The 23,179-nt window shown below is 31.6% G+C and carries 18 protein-coding genes; 1 reads left to right on the top strand and 17 read right to left on the bottom strand.

What is annotated here, in order from left to right; all coding sequences use genetic code 11:
• Positions 1-30: 30 nt before the first annotated feature.
• From BN1075_RS20555 to BN1075_RS03145, 3 genes are all read right to left on the bottom strand, one after another.
• Positions 31-6,261: a 5'-nucleotidase C-terminal domain-containing protein gene (locus BN1075_RS20555; RefSeq protein WP_052406362.1), complete on the bottom strand. Its 6,231-nt coding sequence runs from the start codon at positions 6,259-6,261 to the stop codon at positions 31-33.
• Positions 6,262-6,584: 323 nt separating this feature from the next.
• On the bottom strand, positions 6,585-8,114 hold the full coding sequence (locus tag BN1075_RS03150; protein ID WP_040191582.1) for an AbgT family transporter: 1,530 nt from the start codon (positions 8,112-8,114) through the stop codon (positions 6,585-6,587).
• 324 nt (positions 8,115-8,438) lie between these two features.
• Complete coding sequence (locus BN1075_RS03145; RefSeq protein ID WP_040191581.1) at positions 8,439-10,151, bottom strand: FAD-binding protein; 1,713 nt, start codon at positions 10,149-10,151, stop codon at positions 8,439-8,441.
• A 506-nt stretch (positions 10,152-10,657) separates the two neighbouring features.
• Here BN1075_RS03145 and BN1075_RS03140 point away from each other — a divergent pair.
• Positions 10,658-11,170 (top strand): DUF5698 domain-containing protein, encoded by a 513-nt coding sequence (locus BN1075_RS03140; protein ID WP_040191580.1) that lies wholly within the window; start codon positions 10,658-10,660, stop codon positions 11,168-11,170.
• Between the two features lie 126 nt (positions 11,171-11,296).
• Here BN1075_RS03140 and BN1075_RS03135 read toward each other — a convergent pair whose 3' ends face one another.
• The 14 genes from BN1075_RS03135 to BN1075_RS03070 form a co-directional block, all read right to left on the bottom strand.
• Positions 11,297-11,758 carry a hypothetical protein gene (locus tag BN1075_RS03135; protein ID WP_040191579.1) on the bottom strand — a complete coding sequence of 154 codons (462 nt, stop codon included), beginning with the start codon at positions 11,756-11,758 and terminating at the stop codon, positions 11,297-11,299.
• Between the two features lie 272 nt (positions 11,759-12,030).
• Entirely contained in the window at positions 12,031-12,435 is a 405-nt protein-coding gene (locus BN1075_RS03130) for a hypothetical protein (protein ID WP_040191578.1), read from the bottom strand.
• Between the two features lie 383 nt (positions 12,436-12,818).
• Positions 12,819-13,151 (bottom strand): single-stranded DNA-binding protein, encoded by a 333-nt coding sequence (locus tag BN1075_RS03125; protein WP_040191577.1) that lies wholly within the window; start codon positions 13,149-13,151, stop codon positions 12,819-12,821.
• A gap of 216 nt (positions 13,152-13,367) precedes the next feature.
• On the bottom strand, positions 13,368-14,612 hold the full coding sequence (locus tag BN1075_RS03120; RefSeq protein ID WP_040191576.1) for a cation:proton antiporter: 1,245 nt from the start codon (positions 14,610-14,612) through the stop codon (positions 13,368-13,370).
• A 12-nt stretch (positions 14,613-14,624) separates the two neighbouring features.
• Complete coding sequence (locus BN1075_RS03115; RefSeq protein WP_052406361.1) at positions 14,625-15,233, bottom strand: TetR/AcrR family transcriptional regulator; 609 nt, start codon at positions 15,231-15,233, stop codon at positions 14,625-14,627.
• 73 nt (positions 15,234-15,306) lie between these two features.
• On the bottom strand, positions 15,307-15,549 hold the full coding sequence (locus tag BN1075_RS03110; RefSeq protein WP_040191575.1) for a DNA polymerase thumb domain-containing protein: 243 nt from the start codon (positions 15,547-15,549) through the stop codon (positions 15,307-15,309).
• A gap of 66 nt (positions 15,550-15,615) precedes the next feature.
• Positions 15,616-17,412 carry a peptidoglycan-binding protein gene (locus tag BN1075_RS03105; RefSeq protein WP_235777750.1) on the bottom strand — a complete coding sequence of 599 codons (1,797 nt, stop codon included), beginning with the start codon at positions 17,410-17,412 and terminating at the stop codon, positions 15,616-15,618.
• Between the two features lie 173 nt (positions 17,413-17,585).
• Positions 17,586-18,842, bottom strand: a complete 1,257-nt coding sequence (locus BN1075_RS03100; RefSeq protein ID WP_040191574.1) for a cytochrome c biogenesis protein/redoxin — start codon at positions 18,840-18,842, stop codon at positions 17,586-17,588.
• Positions 18,843-18,863: 21 nt separating this feature from the next.
• Positions 18,864-19,196, bottom strand: a complete 333-nt coding sequence (locus BN1075_RS03095) for a winged helix-turn-helix transcriptional regulator (protein WP_040191573.1) — start codon at positions 19,194-19,196, stop codon at positions 18,864-18,866.
• Between the two features lie 73 nt (positions 19,197-19,269).
• Positions 19,270-20,646, bottom strand: a complete 1,377-nt coding sequence (locus BN1075_RS03090; protein WP_040191572.1) for an FAD-dependent oxidoreductase — start codon at positions 20,644-20,646, stop codon at positions 19,270-19,272.
• Between the two features lie 50 nt (positions 20,647-20,696).
• Positions 20,697-21,008 carry a thioredoxin gene (trxA, locus tag BN1075_RS03085; RefSeq protein WP_040191571.1) on the bottom strand — a complete coding sequence of 104 codons (312 nt, stop codon included), beginning with the start codon at positions 21,006-21,008 and terminating at the stop codon, positions 20,697-20,699.
• Between the two features lie 275 nt (positions 21,009-21,283).
• The gene (locus BN1075_RS03080) at positions 21,284-21,844 is read right to left on the bottom strand and encodes a YeeE/YedE family protein (protein WP_040191569.1); all 561 of its coding nucleotides are present in this window, start codon (positions 21,842-21,844) and stop codon (positions 21,284-21,286) included.
• A gap of 16 nt (positions 21,845-21,860) precedes the next feature.
• Positions 21,861-22,436, bottom strand: coding sequence for a YeeE/YedE thiosulfate transporter family protein (locus tag BN1075_RS03075; protein WP_040191568.1), 576 nt, complete (start codon positions 22,434-22,436; stop codon positions 21,861-21,863).
• 189 nt (positions 22,437-22,625) lie between these two features.
• A complete protein-coding gene (locus BN1075_RS03070) occupies positions 22,626-23,066 on the bottom strand; it encodes an Hsp20 family protein (RefSeq protein ID WP_040191567.1) in 441 nt (146 codons plus the stop codon).
• Between the last annotated feature and the right edge of the window lie 113 nt (positions 23,067-23,179).

Raw genomic sequence — 23,179 nt, 5'->3', positions numbered from 1 at the left:
CTTAACGTCTGCCTTCTATTTTTTTATTTATTATTGAGCCTTCTTATCTGTATTATTTCTTTTCTTAAAAACTAATGCTCCAAGACCTATTAATAATATAGCTGTACCAAAATATAATGGTTTAACTGGACTTGCACCTGTTTGTGGAAGGCCAGGTTTAGTTGGTTTATTTGCAGCTTCTTCAAGCTTCTTAATATCTTTTTCAGCCTTTACAAGCTTATCAACCAGCTTTTTAGAAACCAGTTCTTTCTGTGCCTCTGTTAAAGCTTCATATGCTTTTCTTGCTTTAACAACTAAATCTTTATCCTTTAAATTTAATTTAGCTGGCAACTTATTAATCATTTCAATTACAGCATCAGCTGCCTTCTGATCTTTTTCAGCCTCTTCAAGCTTTTTAATTTCACTTTCAGCTTCTAGTAATCGACGAACTATTTCTTCTGAAACTAACGCCTTTTGAGCTTCTGTTAAATTATCATAAGCTGTTCTTGCTGATACTACTAAGTCCTTATCTTTTAAAGTTACACTTTCAGGTAATGCATTTATTAAATCTGTAACTGCAGCTGCAGCCTCTTTATTAGCTACATTTTCAAAAGTATCTTTGGTTATTCTTCCCTCTACTTCATAATTAACCTCACCTAGAGATTTAATATAATCTGCTAATGCTTCTTCCATAGCTCCAAATTCATTTTCAGTTGGTATATCCTTAAAGCAAGGATAATTATCTCCGCCAACTGCTAAGAAGTCATTAGTAGCAACAAGGTATTTCTTTTCCATATCTAATTTCTTACCATCCATGGTAATCTCAATGATTCTTTGTCCTTCAGGTTTACTTTCATCATAGCTGAATTTTATACCTGCAACATGGGCGAATGCTGGATTTACAGCTGGGGACTTGCTTACTGCAAACTCTAAAACTTCTTTAACTTGTGCACCTGTTAGATACTTAGTTACAATATAGTTTCCAAATGGAAGAACAGTAATAATCTCACCCTTTGTTATGTCTCCAACATCAATATTGGCTCTAATATTTCCACCATTGCTAATTGCAATCTGAGCTCCTGTTTCATATAGCATTGAATCTTGAATAAGATTACCTAAGTTTGTTTCCTTCGATCTAACATCTTCTCTTACTCCATTTAGAAGTGTTAAGTTTTTACCAACAACTTCTAATAATCCAGCACTTTGTTCTTTATCAATAGATTTAATTTCATCTGTAACCACTGAATCTGGAGTATAAGCTAAAGCTTGATCCTTAGAAATTAAAGCTGCTGTCTTAACCTTTACTTCCTTAGTTTCATTATCAACTACTAAAGATACCTTTCCAAGGCTTCCTTCATATTGACCTGTACTTGCAATTAATGTTCCATTATTAGTTACATATCCTTCTGGATAAGTACTATGGCTATGACCATCGATAATTACATCAATGCCATCTACAGCTTCTGCAACCATATCACTTCTAATTTCAGTAGCTTCATCAGTTCCAATATGAGCTAAGGCAATAATAACCTCTGCGCCTTGCGCCTTTAGGTCCTCTACTTGTTGCTTAGCTGTTAATATAGGATCTGCAAAATCTAAGCCTTTAACGTTGTTTGGATTAGTCTTGTAAGTTGTTTCTGGAGAAGTTAATCCAAAGAAACCAACCTTAACTCCATTTACTTCTTTAATCTTATTTGGTAATAATATAGGATTATTATCCTTCAATACGTTTGCTGAAATAATGTTAAATCCATTTTCTCCTTCTGTTGCTAATGTTGCAAGCTCAAGAAGTCTTTCATATCCATAATTGAAGTCATGGTTTCCTGGAGCCATTAAGTCATATCCAGCTAGCTTCATTAAGTTAACTATATCTGCACCCTTATTTAATGTTGCAAATGGAAGACCATGTAAAGTGTCCCCAGCATCCACTAATAATGAATTAGGCATTGATTTCTTAATAGCTGAAATTGTATCAATTCCTATTATTGAACTATCAGCCTTAACTCTTCCGTGGGAGTCATTAGTATGAAGAATTGTAATCTCAGACTCTCTAGACTGAACTAAACTTACTTCCTTAGAATCCCTTACTCTTATTCTTGGACCCTCTGGATCTGTTGAAGCTAGTCCGATTGCTGTTACTGTGTCCCCAACCTTAATATTGCTGTTAAATTTACCAACTTCTATACTTCCATCTGAAGAACCTACATATCCATTTAAGAATACTCTAACATCTCCAGAACCATCATTTAATATCATTGCACCAGAATTATTTTCCCCTATTGACATAACTTTTCCAGTTACAGATACTAAGAGTCCCTTGTTAGCTTCCAAAGTTGCAGCATTTGTTGTCATCTTAGTTGGTTCCATAATCTTAACTTCGTCTAACACTTCAATACTACTTTGATTAATCTGCTTTTCGCCTTCATAAGCACTAACAGACCCAATAATTCTAACCTTTTGTCCAACCTGTAAATCTATTCCTGCTACTGGGAATATATTAATTCCTGCTGTTTCATCCTGAACATATATGGTGTCAAAGAAAGCATTGCCTTCATTAGTTCCTGCTGTTACATAACCTTCAATACAGAATACAGTTCCCATATCTGCATTTCTAACTTCAGAAATCGGAGTTACTGCAACTTCTTTTTTTACTGAATCAAGAACGTTCATAATTATATTGTAGTTAGAGTATTGTAGATCCCCATAATTATCTAATGAAGCTTGAACTTCGAAATTAGACATAAATATAGTTCCTGCCACAAATACATTAGCGCCACTTGCTAGCTTTTCACTGGCTAATGCAACCACTTCACCCTTGGGTACTGCTACTCCTGTAGTATTTTTATTTGAGTCAAAGGAGTAGGTTGTTTCATGACCTTTAACAAGCCAATCAGCTTTTCCTGTTTCAACTGCTGCCTTATCTAAAGCAACGGAACATCCACTATAAAAGCTGTACTCTTGTTCGCTTACTACACCACTTAAATATTGTGAATCAGTGTTTATATTTTTAAACTTCAAACGATATGGTTGACCACTATTGGTTACATCATCCACAACTTCATCATTGTTAATTCTTGTTGTAGCTCCTATTGCAGCTAAAAGCTTATTAACTTGAGTTGATGAAGCAAATTCACCTATACCATCTTGATAATCAGCAATTCCTGTAACTATAACTGTTCCACCATTGTCTGCATATCTCTTAACAGTTGAAATAAACTCATCACTAAAAGTTTGAGGCTGATATGGAACTCCCCCTACATTTCCAGCCTTCTTAGCTGGTGCAGTTATAATTAATAATTGAGCATCCTTTAAAATCTCATCAGTTATTTTATTTTTTTCAATTCTTACATCAAAATTATCTGAATTAGCTATTTTTGTGAAATTGTTCATACTGTTTGCATAATATCCTGCAACATAATCATTGAAATGTGTTGCGTCAACAACAACTCTAGAAATTACTGAAGGATCTGTAACTTTAAGCTTTACAACTCCTGTATAAGTCTTTTCAACTCCATTAATAACTGCAGTCATCTTCACATTTACATTAAAACTGCCTGCTGCTTTTGGAGTATATTTAAAGGAATATTGCTTAGTTCCTAAGGACTTAACTTCAAACTCCTCTGCTGAAGTATTAATTACATTACCATCAATAGAATATTCCATACTTTTAACTGTCATTGGATAATCTTCATTATTATATATAGATGTGTTTATAGTTAATTCTTCACCTTTTAAAGGCATTGAAGTACTTGCTTCACTCTTTGATATTCCAGCCTTTTCAACTGCTCCAACCCAAACTGGTGCAGTAACTGCTGTATCCTTATCTTCCTGCTCAACTCTAATGTAATAATAAGAGTAATCTGCTGGTAAAGTAAATTCAACAATACCTTCGTTAGCATTTATAATCTTAGAATCTGCAACTGCTCCACCATTTACAATTACAGAAACCTTACCAATATTTTCAGCATCTGCATCCTTTACCTCTACTTTTATTTTCACTTCTGAAGGCTTATCACTAAGCATTGATCCCATAACCTCATCATTTAAAGTATAAACTATGCTTAAGTTTTCATCTTCAGTTGCATAAGTTCTCATATTTCTTAAAGCATCATATAAACCTTCTTCTGTTAAGTTATCTGATAATACAACTGTTCTTGCGGTATTCGCATTCCCCCATTTACCTTTATGGTTATCTTGATTGTTTGTAGGAGAAACATGCCATCCCTTATCTAAAGCTCTTGTATAAAAATCATAAGAAGGGAAATATCCACTACCATGAACTTGACCTTCACCATTACCAACTTCTATTAAATTAACAACATTATCAATTTGAGGATCATATAAAGCAAAATCATTGAAATCTCCGAAGGTTTTGCCTGGATGATTCCATTGTGAGATTGAAGCTGGATACTCTTTAAGAATGTTATAATAATTTTCTAATGCCTTAGCATCTGAATTTTTTAAACCTTCCTTATTTCTGCTTTCAAATCCTGGTGTATTGAAAGTATTCATATGACCAGTTCCATTTGACCAAGTCATCTCATAAGCATATACACCCAAGAAATTAGAATCGCTATATTTCTTAGCTGTATTTTTTGCATTAACCCACTCTGGACTTACAGAACCATCTGCCATAGAAGCTTTTGTATCATTTTCTAAAGAGTTTGAGTGATCTGTAACAGCTAGGAAATCAACTCCAGCTGACTCCTTTGCATATTTATATGCATCTTCAATAGAACCTTCTCCGTCAGAGATATTTGTATGTGAGTGGAGTTGTCCAAAATATATGTTTAATCCATCCACATTTACCTTCTCTTTAACTTCTATTTCAACCTCTAATTTACCTACATTACCTAAAGTATCATTAAGTGTAATACTTACTTTATGTTTTCCAATAGATAAATCTTCTGCTGGATTATATATTATATATTTATCTGTAATTTCACATTTTCCTTTAACATCTGTACCATCAAATGTGATTGCTAAACTATCCATACTTACACCAGATGGATCTTCATAGGATATCTTTATAGGTTGTCTTACATCTGTAGTTGTCAAGCTTCCTGGAGAAACCACAACAAGCTCTGGTCCTTTAGTATCCACTTCAGGCACAACAGTTGATTTTACTATATCTGTGGCTGATGCTACTCTAATTTGATACCCGCCTATGCCACTTGTTGCAAATTGTGAACATACTCCTATAACATCAATCTTATTATTTTTTACAATATCAGTTAATTCAGGAATTTTATATATGTTAGCTGTTTTCCCATCATTATCTGTAATTGTTGTACTACCTCCTGTAACTATTTCACCTATAGTTACATTAGTAAATTTAACTCTTTGTGATTCATACTTTTCGCCGCCATCATTGTCAATAATGTCTGCTATTTTAACCTCTTTTGGTGTAGGTAATGTATTATTAGAAGAATTTTGGTTAATAGAAGAGTATTGAATTTGGACTAATCCATTATAAGCTCCTACTGGCCCTTCTACCGTTACTTCATCCCCTACTTTTAAGTCATCCTTTCCTCTTAAAGCAATACCTGCTGTTCCATCTTGTATTGCATAATTAAATGATGATGTACCTGAAACTTCTTTAAATGTAATAATTCCTTTTACCTTAACAGTATCAGTTTTTGTTCTTGCCTCAGCGATAGAAATTATATTTCCTTCTACTGGAGGATCCACTGGTGGGTCTACAGGAGGATCTACTGGACCTGAACCACCGTCAATTCCTACAAGCTTGATATCATCAATAGATACATTGCTAGTTCCCTTTTTATACTCTAGTCTTATTTTTGTATACTGTTTCGGAATTACAACTGTCGCATTAGAAACTTGATTAGCAGTTAATTTTCCATTTTCAGCACTTAATGTATCTAATGTATCCCAGCTTCCGTCCTTGAACGCTTTAACATATAACTCTGAATTAGCTAAATTATTTTGTCCCTTTGCCCAAAATGTCAAAGTTCCATCCGCTTCAAGTGTGAATCCTGGACTTTCAATATACATGCCTGTTTTCTCAAGTTTAGCTGATGGCTTTTCCACTCCAAAGTTTGTATTGCTATCATACCCTGCCATAGCTTCTGGATTTAAAATCCATCCTTCACTTGCAAAAATTCTATTTTTATCCCCCGTAAATCCTTCCTCAAATATTATTTTTTCTTGTGTTCCTTCTGCCAATACAACTTTATACGGCGTAGATATCAATCCTAACACCATTGTAAAAGCAACAAAAAGACTTAAAAGTTTACGTTTACTTTTTGAAAGTTTATACATTATATCCCCTCCTTACAATATTTACTTATATTATATAACATTAATGTAATATTATGTTTAAAGACTGCAAGCAATTTTCTTCATTACTCTCTTTTAGTTTTCCAATAAGTTAAATTTAAATTAAGAAATTTCTCAATACTTGTAGAAAAACATCATATTTTTAAGCAACCCTTCTGCAATAAAAAATATATTAACTTATAATAAAAGACCTAAGACATATCTTATATGCCTTAGGTCTTCAGTTTCAAGAGGAAGTATCGCTTGTCCAGCACCTCTTCTTAAAAATTTTATATAATCTTTTTCATTATTAATTAAAGTTAAAATTACATTCCTATTCCTACTCCAGGTCCTAATGGTAATTTCAATACATACCAAACAATTAGAAGTGATAACCATCCAATAAAGAATACTATTGAGTATGGAAGCATTGTTGATATTATTGTACCAGCTCCTGATTCATCATCATATTTCTGAGCAAATGCAACTACTAATGCAAAATAGCTCATTAATGGAGATATTATGTTTGTTGTTGAATCACCTATTCTGTATGCCATTTGAGTAAATGCTGGAGAATATCCAAGCTCCATAAGCATTGGAACGAATACTGGTGCCATTATAGCCCACTTAGCTGATGCCGATCCCATGAAAATGTTTATGAATGCTGCAACTAATACGAATCCTATTATTAAAGGAAGTCCTGTTAAGCCAATTCCTTTTAGGAAGGCTGCTCCTTTAGATGCAATTACTGTTCCTAGGTTTGTATATGTGAAGTATTCAACGAATTGAGCTGCGAAGAATACTAAAACTATGTATCCTCCCATAGTTGCCATACTCTTACCCATTAAATCAATAACAGTGCTGCTTTTTTTAACTGAACCTGATCCATAACCGTATGCGATACCTGGAACTAAGAATAATATTGTTATTACTATAACTATAGAATCCATAAATGGTGACTTAAGTATTGCTCCATTTTCAGGGTTTCTTAATACACCGTTAGCTGGAACTACTAATAACGCCATAATCGCTGCAGTAATTAAAAGAGCTATTCCTGCAAATTTTAAACCTCTCTTCTCTTCTGCTGAAAGAGTGCTAACTTTTTCTGTTATTTCACCTTTATATTTACCAAGTCTAGGTTCAACTATTTTTTCTGTAACTATTGTTCCAAGGATTGTTATAACAAATACTGATGCTGCTATAAAGTACCAGTTATCAGTAATTCCTACTACAACTGGAGTACTTGATAATTTTGCTGCTTCTGTAGTTATTCCACTTAAAAGTGCATCTGTAGGTCCAAACATTAAGTTTGCACTAAATCCACCTGAAACCCCTGCAAAGGCTGCTGCTATACCTGCAAGTGGATGTCTTCCAAAGCTTAAGAAGATTACTGCTCCTAGAGGTATTAACACAACATATCCTGCATCTGATGCAATACTAGACATTACACCTGCAAATACTACTACTAGTGTTATTAATCTTTTTGGTGTGCTTGTAACTAATTTTGTTAAACAAGCTCCTATAAGGCCTGTCCCTTCTGCAACACCTACTCCAAGTAGAGCTACTAAAACAGTTCCTAAGGCTGCAAACTTAGTAAAGTTTGATATTGCTGTAGTAAACATAAATCTAATTCCCTCTGGACTTAATAAACTTACTACTGTTGCTGTCATTTCTTTTATTTCATTTGTAGCTCTATCAAGACCTGTATATGTTACAGATACCCCAATACTTGCTAACACATGTGATACTACTGCTATAATTGCTGCTAATATTACGAAAATTATTGCTGGATGCGGCAGCTTGTTTCCGATACTTTCTACAGTACCCAAGAAGCCTTTTTTACTTTTGTTCTTCATTGGTTTTCCCCCTTATTTACTAATTGTTCTTTCTTTTTCGACAAATACGTATTTATTATTGTACAATCAAATTGAAAAAATTTCAACAATTAAATATTTACAATTCCTATTATTCATATATGTAACTGTTCTCAATTTACATTTTTATTCATTTTTACGTATTATAAAAAATACATTTATTGGAAATATTTTTATAAATTACTTTTTAATCTTCTTTAACTTTATATGAAATTTACCAATGCCATTTTCTCTTCAATAATAAAAGTTCACCTATTAAATAAGTTAATAGATGAACTTTCTATATTAAGATTATTATATTTTATACTACTTATTTGATATATATTTTGCTGCTTCTTCTCCCGAAATTCTTCCAAATACTACAGATGCAGAATATGCTGCACTTGAATCAGCAACTTCTCCAGCTGCATATAATCCTGGAATTACTTCGTTATCAGTATTTAATATTTCAGCTTTTTCGTTAGCAACTACGCCACCCTTAGTCATATGAACAGCTGACTCTATTTGAACTGCATAGAATGGTCCTTTTTCTATTTTCTTACCTAAAGCTTTTTGTCTGAATTGATCAGCAGTTTCACCATCAACAGCTTTATTAGTTTCTTCTACAGTCTTAACTAAGTTTTCAGCATTTATTCCCATCTTTTCAGCTAATTCCTCTAAAGTATCAGCTGAAGTATGATATCCTAAAGCATTGTGTTTTTGTAACCTGTATGAAGCATCAAATAATTGTTGGTCATAGATATAGTAAGCTTTTCCACCTTCTTGCTCTAATATTGCACTACCAAGCTCTAATCCACCTTTAGTTTCATCAATAAATCTTTCTCCATTTTTGTTAACAAATATTGTAGATCCACCACCTGTTAAATCTCTTCTATTGCTTATAATGGTTGGGAATATTCTTATTGTATCCATGTGTCCTAATTGAATTTCATTCTCTTCAAACACTGATACAAAATCTCCTGTTGTTCCCATTTGGTTAGATGTTTGTAATTTCTCTGTTCCTGGAGCATATTTTGCTAACAGTTCTTTATTATTTGAGAATCCTCCAGTAGCCATGATAACAGCATCCGCTTTTATGTCATATGTACCCTCTTTAGATTCAACTTTAACTCCAACAGCTTTTCCATCTTCCATTATTAAGTCAAGACCCTTAGTTCCTGTTCTAACATCAATTCCAAGCTCATTAACTTTAGCTTCCATTTTATCTTGGATTTCTTCACCAGCATATGCATCAGCTTCAGCCATGTGATTTCTTCCACCATAGTTGTAGTTAAGCTCTATTCCCATTTCTCTTAACCATAGATCAAGTTCAGCCGAACCCTCTGCTTGTGCCATTAAACGCTCATCTGTATCCCAGGCACCCTCTTCTTTTAAATCTGCAGCTAAAGCTTCTGGTGAATCTTCAACTCCATTATCCCTTTGTGCTTGAGAGTTTATTAAATCGTAGAAGTTCATATCGAATTTACCATTACCACTTAGTATATCTAACTTCTCAACAACAATAATATCTTCAACACCATTTTGCTTAGCTTCTATTGCAGCTGATAGTCCAGCTGGACCTCCACCAACAACTACTAATTGTGTTTTAACTTCTTCTAATTCTTTCTTTTCAACAGCTGGACCTTGAGTAGTCATTGTGATTTCACCAAAGTCTTTTCCAGCTTCCTTCATTGCTTCAGCTACTGCTTTTTTCACAGCAAAAGATGAAAATGTTGCACCTGAAACACTATCTACTACTGGAGATTGTGCTTCCATTATTCTCTCCTTTATTACTGGAAATGCTCTGTTCATAACTGGTGCAGTTTCATGTTCTTCTACTAACCTTATATCTTTTATAGAGTTTCCTTCAGTTTCAACCTCAAGAGTTAATTTTCCACCATAACCGCTTCCTGTTCCTTGATATACTCCATCTTTAGCTTTTCCTGTTGCTCTTTCACTTTCATCTTTAGCAGTACAACCAACAATTGTTAATGACATTGTAGCTGCTAAAATTAAGCTTAATAATTTAAATCTTTTCATTTGAATCCCCCTATAATATTTTATCTTTTGAATAAATTAACCTGTAAATGCTTGTTTTCACATTACTTCTGCTTTACTTCAAGCATTATATGACAATTTTTTAACATAGTCAATACATAGTTTTCATAGTTTTCAACTCAATATTAATTATTTAAATATTATTATTAATTTCATAGAACTTATACAGAAGATAATTGTAACCCTATATTTAATTGGGGGCCATAATTCCTCTGTTTCATCCTTGCTCCTCTCTTTTATTCTAACATATGCAAATTTGTGAAATAACAAACTATATTATTTACTGTATGTCATTTTTATATTTTACAAAACAACTTTTATTTAATTTTTTCTAATTACACATTTTTATTTTAAATTTTTGAAGGATATTTACCTTCTAAAATTGTATATGTAATATACATCATCAACTTTATACTACTTTTTATTTTATATGAGCAATATAATTAGCATTCACCTAAGGGTGACAGAAGAAGGAGGATATATTATATATGATTTACTTAATAATTTTTATTGCAAAATTGATAGAGGTTTCCCTCGCAACAATTAGAATTGTATTTATCTCAAAAGGTGAAAGACTTAAAGGGGCTTGTATAGCCTTTTTCGAAATATCTTTATGGATTATATTAGCTAGCAACGTATTAAACTCCATTACTGAGGATCCTTTTAAGGCAGTAGCTTATGTATTAGGTTATACTGCTGGAACATTTTTAGGCAGCTTATTAGAAGAAAAAATAGCTATTGGAATTGCAACCTTAAACATAACCTGTAGTATAGATGACTATCCTAAAATAGTAGAAGTTCTACAAAAGTTAGAGGTTGGATTTACAATCTTAGATTCTTGTGGTCAAAAGGATTGTAATAAAATTTTCATTGCTTATATTCCTAGAAAGAGAAAAAAAGAAATCCTTGGAATATTAAATGGACTTAATATTAAAACCTTTATAACTACAACTGAATCTGCTGGAACACGTGGTGGGTATGGATTAGATAAAAGACGCTAAAGGTTATATTAACAAACTAAAAAGATACAACTTAGTACCTGAAAAGCCCCTATCAAATATACATAGGTTTTCAGGTACTATTACTATTCCTTTTCCATATTTACAGAAGTTTATATTTCTTAATACTTATGTTGCTTTATTTTTAATAAGCTTCACCATTACATCAAAATCATAATGAAGATAAAATACTACAATTACATTATTATCTTTATGATAATACGCTATCATATTTACAATCATATCTCTCATTTCAGTATTTAAGTCATCTTTTAACAGAAACTTTACTGAATCCATTTCTACATCGCTAAGATTACATACTTCTATTATCTTGTCTCCATTCTCTCCATCTTCATATTTCACCATTAAACAATCCCACATATTAGTTTTGAGCATTTTTACTGCTTGGATTATCTCCCTTTGATTTAATTTTTTACATGATTTGAAACTCTCATTTACACAGATAAAAGTTGCATTATTATCTGCAACAGAATAGAAACCATCCTCAAACCTTACTGCATTGTAGAGCTCATACGCCTTTCTATCTACATTTTCAACATACTTTTGTCTAAAATCAATTACAGTATTCATGTAAAACCAACCCCTTTCTAGTATAAATAATCAAGTATTCTTGAAACTAATATTATCTTTAATTCATTGCTATTTAAATTTATAATGATATTATGAACAGATTATTAAAATAGTATTTATTAAAATTATTGGTAATTATATTTCCTATTTTTAATAAATTACAGGCTTTTTACTTTTTAAATTAATTATCCTTTAAATATAAAGATCTCTGAAAATTATACCAAATAAATTTCAGAGATCCTTATAATATTATATTATTTTTTAATATTAATTTATAATTGCATTGCTTTAATTTCTATATCTTTAAGTTTTTCGTATATTTCCTCGCATCTATACTTCATGTAATATAATTTTCCCACAAACTCAATAAATTCCACTTTAGATAACTCTTCATACTTATCCTTTAATTCAGATACTTCCATATCAAAAGCTTCATAAAATCCAGGGCCAAACATTGCAAACCCCTTCATATCATGAGCTAATTCTTCTGATATTTCCTTTAGTTCATATTCATATTCTCCATCCTTTTCATGCTTGAAAAATATTAAACTCCCATCCTCACTTGCTTCCATTTCAATAGCTATTTCTGTGCTAACAAGAAGTTCTTCTTTTCTAAACTCCTTAATAAGTCCTATAGCTTCCTTTGCCAACTGAATTCGCTTTTCCTCGTTGATCATAATAGATAATCCCCCTAAAGTTAATAAATAACCTTTTTTATTTTTCTTACTATCCAACACATAAACCGTTTACAAGAATATTTTAATGCCAAATTTCTTTATTTACAAGACCTTAATTTATTCCATTTTGATTTTACAGTATGTTTGTGTTGAAAATACTTTTTCAATTTTCTATCATTTGAATAACAAAAGAGGTTCAAAGTTATTTAGCCTTCCTTGAACCTCTTTATATAAATTAATACTTGACATATCCACTAATAAGATTTTTAGTTTTTTCCTTGAATTTTATCTAATAATCAGCTTACTATAGTAATTTAAATTCATCTTTTCCTAGTTTTAAGTACTTTAATCTTACATTATTAAACTTATACCAAACACTTTAATTAGCCTACATTTTCTTTTTTATAATCCACAAAATAAAAGTCACTTAATATTACTTCAGTTGCATATCGCTTTTCACCTTCCGCATTAATATAACTGCTTGTGCTTAACCTTCCCTCTACTGCTACCTTACGTCCTTTAGTTACATATTTGCTCAAAACTTCTGACTTATTTCCAAAAGCAACAATATTAATAAATTCCACACTTGTTCCCTTTAGCTTCCCACTATAACTATTTATTGCAAGTGTAAATCTTACATAAGTTCCTTTCCCATCATTATAATTTTTTAATTCTAAATCCCTAGTTACATTTCCTATTAACGATACTTTATTCATATTTAATTCCTCCTATGTTCTGATTTGATATTTTAATACTCGACCAGAACATAAGTTCTTATACACTATTTTTAAAACTTTTTAATTTATATTCACTATGTAATTATTATCTTGTTTTGTTTAATTTAGAATTTCAAAAATTAAGGCTTTATTATAACAAAAACAAGCAGTAGACCTTACTTCCTACTGCTTGTTTCAATCATCCCTACATAACTATTACTGACAAGCAGTATAGCTTTCTATATTTTTATTTTCTTCAATCTCTCCAGCTAGTTTAAATCCTTGCTTTGCAACAAACACAGCAATAATTTCATTAATTACTGCAGCCGCAGCTATTGTTCCTTGTATTATTACTGCTTCTTGAGATTGTGTTCCAAAGGTACTTACTGCAATTCCTGTAAATATTAATGATACTCCTGAATGTGGCAGAAGAGTAAGACCTAAATATTTTTTAACTTCAACAGGTGCTTTAGATATAACTGCTCCTACATAGGATCCGCCTATTTTACCAATGGCACGAGCAATTATATAAATTGCTGTATATAAGCCTGCACCTAGAATTAGATTATAATCAAGTTGTGCTCCAAGATTTATAATTAGTAGTACTATAAGCACTCCAACAAATGGCATTACTGCATCCATTATTTCATGTACTCTTTCTATTGAAACCATATTAGCAAATACTGCTGAAAAAGATATTCCCATAAGCATAATATTAAATACACTTTTCCCCATAAGATGATTAATACCTAATCCCATAGCTCCTGTAATTATTATAAATAAAAAGGTAACTATACATGTAGTCTTTTTATTCATATTTTTTCTTAAAACAAAACCTGCTGCTACACCAGGAATTGCTCCAATTATAACCGGAACTATTACCATTAGTGGAACAAACCACAATGGTATTCCACCGCCTGCTGAACTACTTGCCACAATTCCTACCACTACAAAGAATACAACAACAGCTACCATATCATCTATTGCTGCAAGTGGAATTAACGTTTTTGTAACTGGTCCACTTGTGTTATATTCTTTTACTATTGCTAAAGATGGTGCTGGTGCAGTTGCTAATGCTATAGCTCCAAATACAAAAGCCAATCCTAAAGGCACGCCAGCTATATAAAATACAACCCCAAATGCCAACGTTACTACTAAAAAAGTTCCTAAAGCTTCTGTAATTGTAATCGTAATTATCTGTTTTCCTGACTTCTTAAGTTCTTTCAAAATTAATTCTGTTCCAATAATAAGACCAATTGCAACCTCTGCAAAACCTTCAATTATATGAAACCATGAACTGTCCATAATTGATGAATTAAATATATTGAGTGCATGAGGTCCTATAAGCATCCCTGTTATAAGCCACCCCAATATAGCTGGTAATTTAAACTTTTGTACAATCTTTCCTACCATCATAGCTATTAATATTGAAAAAGCTACAATTATAAATCCTTTTATCATAATTTCCTCCTACTATTCTTGAATGATTCCATAAAACAACATTTTCATCATTTGAATAAACTCTTCTATTGGTTCTTTCATGAATTCTTCATCATTATCTTTTAACCTATGTTTTGACAATAAAAAATTCCCAAAATCTATAATCACACTGATTATTTCTGATTTCTTTACATTTTCCTTAAGCTTAAAACTCTCCAATAGTTTTATTAAAAATAATTCATTAACCTTATGTAATTTTTTTCTTGCTTGTTCAATCTCTTCTGCTAAATGATCCGGTGTATTATATACAGCCGTATGGAATATCTTCTTGTAATACGGATATTTTTCAAAAAACTCCATTCTACATTCCATATATATACCTAACATTTCCTCTACAGTGCCTACATCTATAGGAATATGTTCCTCTACATATATGCTCAATTCATCAAAGCAAGCCCTTACGCACACCATGAAAATTTCATCTTTACTACCAAAATAGTGAAATAATAACCCTTTAGATATACCATTGTTTTTGCATATATTGTTGGTTGATGCAGTAAAATAATCATTCTGTCCAAATTCTTCTAATGCTGCATTTATTATTTTCAGTTTACTTTGCTGATTTTTTTCATCTCTTTTCATCTTTCCTCCATATTGCTTATATTCTTTATATTAATTATACACTTTACAAACCACCTGGTCAATATTTTGTTTTCTATCCACAAATTGATTTTACTGGTGCAGAATAATCCTCCTTTAACACCTCTGATGAATCTTCTCCATTTGCAAAACTATAAAGAATAATTCCCATATTTCCAAGTCTTCTTTCTAAAAACTCTGGTTCTGCCCTTGCTAAATCTCCTATGGTATTAATATTCACAGAAGCCAGCTTTGCTTTTGTACTTCTACCTACATATAAAAGTTCTGAATTTGAATAATAAAAAGACTCTTTATTCATAAGATAAAGAGTCTAATTTTTATTTTATGAGAAAGTAGAACTTTCAATTGGTAACTTCAACACTTATTAAATCCCTAGGGCTATATTTCTATATTCTTCATATAATCTTTCCCAGGTTAGTGGACCAACAATACCATCAACTATTAACCCTGCCCAGGTCTGGAACATTAAAACTGCCTCCATAGTCTTTGTTCCGAATATACCATCAGGATCAACACTAGGTATAAATGGATATACCTTGCTTAACCCATTAAGCCATACTTGAATTAATTTTACATCTTCACCCTTTTGACCTTTTCTAATCAAATATCCTGGATACTTAATTAATTTTCCAGAAGAATTTAAGATATATGGTTCAATCATCTTATAGACCTTATACAACTTACTCCACGTATCTTTACCAATAATACCATCTGCCTCAAGTCCAAAAAGCTGTTGGAATGACTTAACTGAATTTAAAGTTTCTTCATCAAAATATCCTGTAATCTTTACAGGAAGCACCTTGTCATAGAATTGACTTATAGATGACAACATATATTGTGCTATCTTAACATTTTCACCTTGAGATCCAAACCTTAACACTTCCATTGGCGGAGTAGTAGTTATAGGTAACTTCTCTCCTTCTGATTGAAGCTCTGCAAGTTTCTTAACACCTACATATATCTGTGATATCTTATACCAAGTCTGCTTACCAACAATGCCGTCAGCAGTTAAATTAAATATCTGTTGAAATTTCTTAACTGCATTTTTTGTAGCCTCATTAAAGATCCCATTTTCACTATCAATCTTAGGAATTGCCGGATAGTTTTGCCTGATTCTATTGAGCTCCCTTTGAATCATCTTAACATCATCACCACTACTACCAACCTTTAAAGCTGTACCTGGATATGAAACCGCAGCTCCTTGAACAACCTCAGCTCTCCTCAACTCTATATTTTTTCCATAGTATCTTGTTAAAATTGTAAATGCTTTATCTCCCGCATTAGCATAATCCACTGTACCCCATTGAGATAACCCTGAACAGGTTACTGTAGTTCCATTACAATACTGTGCAAGTAAAGGCTCAAGAAAAGCCTGACGGCTAATATACTCATTAAAAATCTCGTCTACTACTGAACTTACCGTATCAAAAACATTTCTTCCATTAACAAAATACTGATCATAAGCTGTTGAATTTGTAATATCAAAATCATAACCTCTGCTGCGATACCATTCAGTAAAAATTCGATTTAAAGTAAAGGAAATCTGACAATAAATATTTGCCTTCAAAGCTTCTCTTGGCCATGTTGGATAAATCTCACTTGAGGCTACGTTTTTTATATAATCACTAAACCTAACCGTAACATTTTGCGCATAAGATGATGGTGAGCCTAAATGGATAGTAATATACTCTGGTATAACTACCTTACTTAAAACCTTCGGGTTCTGCATATAATCAGCCATGATCTCTGCTTTAAGCTCTTCATCACTTATTGACTGACTATCTGTAAGCAAAGCATTGGGTGGAATATCGACTATATCTAAATCCATTACACCTCTTGCTTTAGGAACCATCTGAACCATTTGAATAGATGTAATTCCTTCAAAAATAGGAATATCTCTTATATACTTGTTCTGAAATCTGTTACTTAATATTAAGGCGTCGTAGGTCTTATAGGGTTGAATCAAATTTTCTGGAATTTCCGAAAGAATCTTATCATAAGTGTAAAGACTGATTGGAATAGTTTTTCCACTTTCATTTAATGTATATGTTCCTGAGATTATTTCTTCTGAATCCTTGCTTATTACAAGAACTTCAGCTTCAGTAACTGGCAAAGATTCTTCTCCTAAATACAATTGAAATTCTAATTTGCCGAAAGCCATAAATATCTCCTATTAAATTTACTGTTATAATTATTATATTAATCACATATATTTATGTTCTTTAATTACAAACAACTCCTTACTTATAAGTTTTCTCCAAATAAAAAAAGGTGTTGCAAAATGATTTTTTTAATCATTTTGCAACCCATCTTAATGATGCCTAAAATATCCAGCTATCTTTCACCTTCAATTAAGCTTTTCATAATATCTTTACTCATTGCTCCAGGTATATATTTTGTTATATATCCTTCTTTATCTATTATAAATGTAGAAGGAAAAGCACTTATACCATATCCATTAACGAGCGGTCCTTTTTCATCAAATACAGTTGGAAATGTAAAGCCTTCATCAGCTAGATATTCCTTAATATCCTCCTCTGTCCCTTCTCTTCCCAACTTAGGAGAAGCAACTCCAAGTATTACAACATCATCTTGGTTATCATTATACTCTTCATACAACTCTTGTATATGTGGCATTTCTTTTCTACAATGAGGACACCATGTAGCCCAAAAATTCACAAATATAGTTTTCCCCTTGTACTCACTAAGAGTATGTTCGTTACCGAATTGATCATATAAGGTAAAATCTATAGGAGAAATTTTTTTCTTTTCTTCCTCATCACTATTTTTTATAGCTCCATCTAGAAGCTCTTCTTCTGGAGTTTCTTTTAAATCGATCTGTGGTTTTTCTACATCAGTGATGCTTTCTGAACCTTGAATTATTTCATCTTTATTCACCATTGATTGTGAGTTGATATTAACAAAACCATTTATAACCATGATTAATCCTGAAATAAGAATAATTATTCCACTTAACTTTTTTATCTCTTTCATATGCTTTTTAATACTATCAAGTCTTTTAAAAAGTCTACCATAAAACAAAGATAAGAGTATAAATGGCATAACAAAACCTACTGTATACACTAAAATTAATAAATTTGATGTCACCATACTATTAGAACTAGATGCCATTACAAGTACAGATGCTAAAATAGGACCAATACATGGTGTCCATCCAAAGCTAAAGGTAAATCCTAATACAAAAGCCGACCAAGATGACATATTTTTATATTCAACATTAAATCTCTTTTCTCTGTTTAAAAAATCTATTTTTATTATCCCTAAGTAAAATAAGCCCATGAATAATATTATAATTCCACCAAGAACCATTATAATATTTTTGTTAGTGCTAAAGAATGAACTTAAGAAACTTAAAGACGAACCAAGAATAAAAAATGTCGTTGATATTCCTAAGGTAAAAAAGATAGTGTTTTTTATTAAAACACCATTTTTAAATTTAGAATTTTTCATTTCATCTACACTGCTATTAGATAGCATACTTAAATAAATTGGCAGTATTGGTAATATACATGGTGAGAAAATCGACAATACTCCTTCTATAAAAACAATTAAAAAATTAATATTTCCCACTAAGGACCTCCTTATAAAACATTACCCACCACAAGCTAGATTACTATTGCTCCACTTTATCATCTTCTCCATAATTGGAAGCAGTAATAATCCTGAATCACTTAAAAAGTAGGTAGATTCAACACTATTATTTATAGTTTTTTTGTCATTAATAATTATATTATTTTCAATTAAAAGCTCTAATTGCTGCTTTAACATCTTTTTACTACAACCTTCTAACTCTCGTTGTAATTCTCCAAATCTTATTTTACTATCTTTAATAGTCCATATTATCTGAGCTACCCACTTTTTCCCTAAAATACTTGATAGCGCCTCAACTGGACAAGTGTATATTTCGTTATCTATATTAAACATAATTCAACCTCCACATAATATTTGAACTAAAGGTACAAATATAAATTATATAGTATAACATGTTTTATTTCATTTATATCATTGAAAATAAGTCATTTAATGCTTCTGCCATGGTAGGGTGAGTAAATATATTATCTCTTATAAAGGTATATTCTAAATCAGCCTTCATAGCCATACTCACAATATTTATTAACTCACTTGATTCTGCAGATAAAATAGTACATCCTAGAATCTTATTTGTCTTTGCATCAACTACAGCCTTCATCATTCCCTCTATTTCCCCTATGGTTCTAGCCCTTGGAATTGCAGCAACCTGAAGTTTAGCTACCTTAATATCATATCCTGCTTTTAAGGCTTCCTCAGAACTTAATCCAACCCTAGATAAATTTGGTTCAATAAATACTGAATACGGTACAAAGCGTCTGTCATCTACACTCCTTTTCCCATCTCCAAATAGGTGATCTTTTATAATTCTAAAATCATCCAAAGATATATAAGTAAACTGTGGTCCTCCATTTACATCCCCAATAGCCCATATATTTTCCACACTTGTTCTAAGCTTATTATCAACAGCAACAGCTCCTCTTGCTGTAGTTTTTACTCCAGCTGCTTCTAAGTTTAATCCTGAAATATTTGGTTTTCGTCCTGTGGCAACAAGTATAGCATCACCTTTCACCTTGCTATCTAAACCAGTTGAAGTATCTTTGTAGGACACAATAACCTCATTACCTTCTTCCTTAAATTCTTGAACCTTAGCGTTTAATATAAAAGAAATGCCTTTTTTCTCTAAAATTTCTTTTATACTATCTGCAACATCTCTATCTTCTCTCCCTGCAATTCTGTCTAAAGTTTCTATCACTGTAACCTTTGAACCAAAGGATGCATATATGGATGAAAACTCAAGACCTATGTAACCTCCACCAACTATCACTAACTCCTTAGGAAGTTCAGTTAAGTTCATAATAGAAGTACTTGTATATATTTTGCTGCTGTTTATTATTCCTGGAATATCAGGTATTATAGTTTCTGAACCAGTGTTTATAAATATATTTTCTCCTTCTAATCTTACTTCTTCATTCCTATTTGTAACCTTAATCACTCTGTCTGATTCAAATGCACCTTCTCCATTATATATATCTATATTTTCATTACTATCAAGCATAGTATAATTCTTTGATCTAAGCATTTCAATTAAATTTTCTTTATCTTTTACAGCTCTCTTATATTCAACAGCCTTATCCTCAAAATTGCTATGATTTTTTATTAAAGAATTCTTTGCCTTACTTACTAGGGTTTTCGTAGGTATACATCCTATATTAATACATGTCCCTCCATACATTTTGTTGGACTTTTCTATTAAAGCAACCTTCTTACCTAAATTTCCTAAAAATCCAGCTAAAGTTTTACCTCCTTTTCCAAAACCAATTATTATATATTCATATTTCTTCATTTATAAACTCCTCCTGATATATTCCTTTTTCTCTTTTGATATTGAATTTACTATGCCTTTTCTATCATAGAAATTAAAGCTTCCTTAGGTGCAAAGCCAACATTGGTTTTTACCTCTTCACCATTTTTAAAAATTTTAATAGTTGGTATATTTCTCACCTTATACTTTGATGCTGAATTTGGATTTTTATCTATATCAATTTTAACAATCTTTACTTCCTTTAACTCTTCTTGAATCTCTTCTAATATTGACGCTAACATTTTACATGGTCCACACCAGGTTGCAAAAAAATCTACTACCACTAATTTATCTTCATTTAATACTTCTCTTTCAAACTCATTTTCATTTATATGCTTAATCATTTTAATCCCTCCAAAATACTTTATCTTTATCTTGTCTTAATTCTATCAACGAAAATCTTTCTCAACAATTAGGTACTTTTTTGTAATCATAAAAATAAGGAACACCTTTCCAAAGCTCAAAGATAAATTATTCTCTGCACTAGACAACTCTGATCAATTATTTATATGGTATAAAGAAAAAATTGAGTAAAAATAGTTATTAAAAAATATCTAGAAAAAGCAATGGAATATATATAATAAAAAGTACCGCAAAACTGCGGTACCTTTCATTATATTTAGCTGTTTAATATTTTCTTTGGAAGGAAATATCCTGCTGCCATAAATAAAACTCCTATAATAAGTAAGCCTCCAAATCCCATATTAAATAGTGCTGGATACTTTTCTGATATATTAAACAACGTTAATTTTCCAAGATTTAATGCATCAAACATACCTAAATCCTTGAAATATCCATAAGTTAAAGAGAATACAAACGCTCCTAGTAAGCCTCCGGCAATAGCTACTATACCCCTTTTAGCACCATTTGTTCCTACAGCTCCAACACAAGTTCCTGGACATGTTCCAACACTGCCAAAGGCAACACCAAATAGTAGTCCTCCAATTATTACTCCTAGGTTCATAGTCTTAACATTTAAGTGTGAAACATCAAATAATCCAAACATGCTGGCTAATGCTAATAATACACTTCCAAAACCTATTGCAAATAAAATTATCTTTGCTAATGATAAATCTTCTAATCTTAACATCTTCAATATATTTTTAAATCCAGTTGCCCCTACATAAGATAAAGCAAATCCAAAGAAGCCACCCAGTAATATTGCTAATAATATTTCCATATGTTCTATACCTCCATTAAGCTTTCTTCATTTTCTTTACAAGTAATGCTGTCGGTATTGCTGTAGCAAACACTGCTGCTGCAAAAACATATCCGCTCACACTCCCCTGCATCATACCACTCATCATATGTCCACTTGTACAGCCATCAGCCATCCTAGCTCCAAAGAGTAATAAAAATCCCCCTGCAAAACTAGGTCCATAGTTTTTTATAAATCCTCTTTTATTTTCAACTGAACAAGAAGCACCCTCTGCAGTTTCACTTGAAGCTTCTTCCTTCTTCTTTTTAAGCAACATATATCCTAAGAATCCACCTACTGGAATAGCTAAGACAAATACAAAATCATAATTTAATGGTTCTTTAATACTCTTTGCAAGCTTTCCTTCTGACTTATCATAATAAGCATTAGTACTGCTATAACCTGACTCTCTGCTAGAATCCTCCACTATTACAGCCTTGTCTATTGAGCTGTGGATAATTCCTGATAAAACTGAAAATTGTGTTGATACTCCTATTGGTTTCACTAGCATTATCGCTATAAAAAATGAAAAGCCTAAAACCAAGGCTCCTTTAATCCATGAATTTTCCTTCATTGTAATTCCTCCTAAACTTTAATACATAATCCTTTATCTAAACTTATTGTATTTTATTTTTTCATATTCTTTTGTGACATAATCACATAAATAGACATATTAAAATATTATATGCATTTATTATTTTTTAATAAGGATTTTCATGAAATAAAACAGGGGCATATGCCCCTATAATTAAGTAACTAAATCTTATTTTATTAATACCCTTTCTTTTGTCTCGATTAACTTTCCTTTCTTGGGAAGCTTTATAATTAACATATCGCCCTTAAATCCAGCCTTCATCAAACCAATATTTACATTTTCCGCATAAAAACTTCTTGAAGTCTGTCCACAGCAACCTTGAATTACTCTAAAGCTATTCCCACTTCGCTCTGAACCAGCCCTTCTTATAACAGCAATTGTAAAATAATTATTCTTATACGCAAATTTTATATCACTTTTATTAACACCTGGAAGTTCAGCGCAAATTATAAAATCCTCATCCCTTTCTTTTATTTTCGCTCTAAACATTTCATTTAAATTTAATGCTGAAGTAAAATCCGTATTAAAAAAGCTTTGCATAATATTTTGCAGTGATGAACCCATATTATTATTTGTATTTAAAAATCCTAAAGGTAATAAACTAAACACACTAAAACCCCTTTCAAACTTACTTTTGTTTTCCATTGATACATTATATGTGCTTATATAAAAATGGTTAAATCAACCTTACAAATCTGTAAAAGAAACAAAGTAAATCTTAA

The organism is Clostridium culturomicium (assembly GCF_000821305.1).
GTDB classification, from domain to species: Bacteria; Bacillota; Clostridia; order Clostridiales; family Clostridiaceae; genus Clostridium_J; species Clostridium_J culturomicium.
The sequence above is the reverse complement of the archived record's forward strand: the minus strand, read 5'-3'. Positions and strand labels throughout refer to the sequence as shown.